3 protein-coding genes and 2 pseudogenes are annotated in these 4,334 nt (G+C 59.3%); 3 read left to right on the top strand and 2 right to left on the bottom strand.

Translation table 11 applies throughout. The annotated features are described in order from the left end of the window. Positions 1-78 (bottom strand): annotated as a pseudogene (locus AKG11_RS35020) (IS6 family transposase); the annotation flags it as partial. 438 nt (positions 79-516) lie between these two features. Between AKG11_RS35020 and AKG11_RS33085 the strand changes: the two are divergent. Further along, positions 517-828 (top strand): type II toxin-antitoxin system HigB family toxin, encoded by a 312-nt coding sequence (locus AKG11_RS33085; protein ID WP_050747095.1) that lies wholly within the window; start codon positions 517-519, stop codon positions 826-828. 15 nt (positions 829-843) lie between these two features. Beyond that, on the top strand, positions 844-1,224 hold the full coding sequence (locus tag AKG11_RS33080) for a helix-turn-helix domain-containing protein (RefSeq protein WP_050747094.1): 381 nt from the start codon (positions 844-846) through the stop codon (positions 1,222-1,224). A gap of 70 nt (positions 1,225-1,294) precedes the next feature. On the opposite strand, the pseudogene AKG11_RS33075 reads toward AKG11_RS33080, so the two are convergent. Then, positions 1,295-3,448: pseudogene (locus AKG11_RS33075) on the bottom strand (error-prone DNA polymerase); the annotation flags it as partial. Positions 3,449-3,498: 50 nt separating this feature from the next. Between AKG11_RS33075 and AKG11_RS33070 the strand changes: the two are divergent. After that, entirely contained in the window at positions 3,499-4,200 is a 702-nt protein-coding gene (locus tag AKG11_RS33070; RefSeq protein WP_050747093.1) for an IS6 family transposase, read from the top strand. Positions 4,201-4,334 lie beyond the last annotated feature (134 nt).

The raw sequence follows: 4,334 nt of genomic DNA, 5'->3' as shown, positions 1-4,334 counted from the left end.
TGTCACCATCACGCGCGGCGCAACACCTTGGCTCTTCAACAATTTGCGCATCAGCCGAAGAGCGGCTCCCTTGTTTCGACATAGGGCGTGGTCGCAGATCGGTGTGTGTGTTGCCGAAAGGCCATTAATTGGGGCAATAAATCAATGGGTTAGTTCCATAAGGTAACTTATGCGATATGATATTGTAGCGGCTATTTAGTAATGCGACAGTTGGGCCAGTTTCAACCACGGACGCCAAGTGGCATGAGGCCTCGTCATGGGCGACGAGCCGCCGCCCGCTTTGACGATCCGGCAGACCCCAATTCCAGAAGTTTCTGATCGGCGGATGCCTTCACGCGTTGCTTGTGGCCGTGGCGCAGAACCTTGGCCACCAGCGTTTTCGCGTGGACTGGATGGGGTTGATCGTAAAGACCGACTGAGATTTTATGCCGCGCAATTTAGGACTCGAATGCTGGTTTCCAAATTGGGAATTTAGAGCTTGTTTCCAGATTGGGAACGCGATATATAGGAGCCAACGTGAACGTTATCGCCAAGTCTGCGTTGGTCAATTTCTGGAGCGACCTACCGAAAGGAGCGCCAAGAGAGACTGCTGAAGCGGCGATGACGGAATGGTATGCAACCGCATCAAAGGCAAGCTGGAGCAATTTCGGTGAGCTGAAGAAGACGTTCAACTCAGCCGACATGGTCGCGGGCAACAAAGTGATTTTCGACGTGGGTGGCAACAAATATCGCATTGTGGGTTTGGTCGCATTTCGGACGAAACGGATTTTCGTTCTGTTTGTCGGGACGCATGCCCAGTATGACGCGATTGACGTCGCAAAACTCTGATGTGAGGAGGTCGATATGTTGAATTTGAAAGCTTTCCGAACCCTTCAGAGCGAAGACGAGTACAAGGCCGCACTGAAGGAAGTTCGACCGTATTTCGAGAACGAACCTGAGGAAGGCACTGAAGACGCGGCTCATTTTGACGCGCTCGTCCTTCTGATCGAACAGTATGAAGGCAAAAACTATCCGATCCCGGCTGCGAGCCCAGTGGAAGTGGTCAAGTCGGTGATGGCTGCTAACAACTACACGCGCGCCGATCTGGTAGCCGTGATCGGCTCTAAAGCGCGGGCTGCCGATCTTCTGAACGGCAAGCGGGAAATCAATCTCGAACAGATTCGAAAGCTCAGCAAGGAATGGAATATTCCAGCTGGGTCGCTGATTGGAGACGTGGCTGCCTAGTAGGCGATGCTGTTTTGGGGCCGAGAAAGGTGTGTACGCTTCGCCTTGTCCCTATGCTCTTAGGTGGCAACTAATGAAAATTCCGGCTCTTGACCTTCAGTCGATCGATCAAGAGGTCTGGTACGTAGATGTCGCGCGCGGGCGCCGCCGCCTTCGGCCGCTCGCGCGAATCCGGTGCGCCATTGCCGCGCGCGAACTCGTCGCCCCGGCCATGTGGCAACGGAAATAGTTCGTCCCGCTCGCCCAGCCGGCCGAGATCGTCCGACAGGTCGAATAGCCGCTGCGCGACAAGGTGAACGACGTCCCCTTCCCGCTGGATTTTTCCGTTGATCGCCATCATCGAAGCCGAGAGAAGAACGCGGCGCTGGCGCTCGAACAGCGTCGGCCAGACCACCGTATTGACGATACCGGTTTCGTCCTCGAGGGTAAGGAACATGACGCCCTTGGCCGAGCCGGGCCGCTGGCGAACGAGCACCAGGCCGCCGGTCATCAGCCAGCGACCGTCGCGCTCGGCCATGGCCTCGGCGCATGTGACCATGCCCTTCTGGCGAAGGTCTTTGCGGAGGAAGGCGATCGGGTGCTGGCGGAGGGTGAGGCCGGTGTGGGCGTAATCTTCGACGACCTCGTGCCCTGCCCTCATCGAGGGCAGGGCGACCTCGGGCTCTTGCAATTCCGCGACCTGGCGCGCTTCGCGCTCGGCGGCAGCGGCCCAGAGCTCAAGCGGCTCGTCTCGCAGACCCTTGATCGCCCATAGCGCGTCACGGCGCTGGAGCTGCAGTGACGGTAGGAACGCATCAGCCTCGGCCAATTTCACCAGGGCGGCCGTCGGCACGCCGGACCGCCGCCACAGATCGTCAGCAGACGCGAAAGCGTCTTCGGCGCGCGCCGCCACGATCCGGGCGGCGTCCGCGGTCGAGAGCCCCTTCACCATCCGCATCCCGAGCCGGACCGCGCAATGACGGCTTCCATCGACTTGCTCGAGTGTGCAGTCCCAGCGTGAAGCGTTGACGCAGACGGGCCGAATCTCGACACCATGCTGGACGGCATCCCTCACGATCTGCGCCGGCGCGTAAAATCCCATCGGCTGCGAGTTCAAGAGCGCCGCGCAAAAGGCGTCCGGGTGATGGCATTTGACCCAGCTCGACGCATAGGCAATGAGGGCAAAGCTGGCGGCGTGGCTCTCGGGAAAGCCATAACTGCCGAACCCTTCCAACTGCGAAAATGTGTTCTCGGCGAACTCGGCCGAGTATCCGTTCTTGACCATGCCGGCAATCAGCTTGTCCTTGAACTTCGAGACGCCGCCGGAGAATTTGAAGGTCGCCATGGATTTTCGGAGCTGGTCCGCCTCGCCGCCGGTAAAACCGGCGCAGACCATGGCGACTTTCATGGCCGACTCTTGAAACAACGGGACACCGAGGGTTTTCGAGAGCACCGCCTCCAGTTCGGCTGTCGGATAGACGACCGGCTCCTTGCCTTCGCGCCGGCGGAGATAGGGATGCACCATGTCGCCCTGGATCGGCCCGGGCCTGACAATAGCCACCTGCACGACCAGATCATAAAATGTGCGGGGTTTCAGGCGCGGCAGCATCGACATCTGCGCCCGGCTTTCGATCTGGAAGGTGCCGAGCGTGTCGGCCTTGCGGATCATGGCATAGGTGCGCGGATCCTCGGCTGGGATCGAGGCGAGGTCGCGGACATCACCCTTGTGCCCGGCCATCAGGGCGAAGGCCTTGGCCATGCAGGTCAGCATGCCCAATGCCAACACGTCGACCTTCATGAATTTCAGCGCCTGTATATCGTCCTTGTCCCATTCGATGACCTGGCGATCGTCCATGCGCGCCGGTTCGATCGGCACGAGATCGTCGAGCCGGTCATTGGTCAGGACGAAGCCACCGGGATGCTGGCCGAGATGGCGCGGCGTGCCCATCAGCTGCTGCGCCAGTTCCAGCGTCAGCTTCAGCCGGTAGTCGGCCGCGTTGAGATTGTTCTCCCGGATCTGCCGTTCCGAGACCCCTTCCGACCAGCCCCAGACGCCCGACGATAGCTGGCCGATCATGTCTTCCGGCAGACCGAGCGCCTTGCCAACATCACGCAGCGCCCCCTTGGCCCTGTATCGCGTTACTGTCGAACAAAGCGCGGCCTTGCTGCGACCGTAGGTGTTGTAGATCCACTGGATGACCTCCTCCCTCCTCTCATGCTCAAAATCGACGTCGATGTCCGGCGGCGGCATCGTAAAGTTAACGGAACTTGGGGCTTGATAGGCGATGAAGAGGCATGACAGACCGTGATCCGCTCTACCGTCGCCACCGCTTTCCCGCTGAAATCATTGCCCACGCGGTGTGGCTCTATTTCCGTTTTCCCCTGAGCCTGCGGATGGTCGAAGACATGCTGGCCGCTCGTGGCATCATTGTCTCGCATCAAACGATCCGGCTGTGGGCAGAGAAATTCGGACGAACTTTCGCCAACCAAATCCGTCAACGTTCGCGCGGCCGACTCGGCGATAAATGGCATCTCGATGAGGTCGTTATTTCGATCCGGGGCAAGAAGCATTGGCTATGGCGCGCCGTGGATCAGGACGGTTTTGTCCTGGAGGTTCTGGTGCAAAGCCGCCGCGACGCCAAGGCGGCCAAGCGCCTGATGCGCAAGCTTTTGAAAGGCCAGGGACGATCGCCGCGCGTGATGATCACCGACAAGCTTCGCTCCTATGGCGCCGCAAAGCAGGAAATCATGCCCGGTGTCGAGCACCGCTCCCATAAAGGCCTGAACAATCGGGCGGAGAATTCCCACCAGCCGATCCGACGGCGAGAGCGGATCATGAAGCGCTTCAAGTCAAAGCGACATCTGCAACTCTTCGTTTCCATCCATGATCCGATTGCCAACCTCTTCCACATCCCGCGCCACGACATTCCCTCCAGCCATCATCGCGAACTGCGCAAAGCGGCGATGAACCTATGGGCGAAGATCGCTCGCGCATGAGCAGTGCACGTGGCGGGCGTCACGCTTTTGCTTCGCTGAAGTTAACTTTACGATACCGCCAAACGTCTTCATCACACCGCGGATTTGGTTGCTGATCTGGATAGACATGCCCGCAACCTGCTTGCGAACGCCGA

The organism is Shinella sp. SUS2, assembly GCF_001262505.1.
Taxonomy (GTDB): Bacteria; Pseudomonadota; Alphaproteobacteria; order Rhizobiales; family Rhizobiaceae; genus Shinella.
Note: the sequence above shows the minus strand (reverse complement) of the source record. Positions and strands in the feature narration are given on the sequence as shown.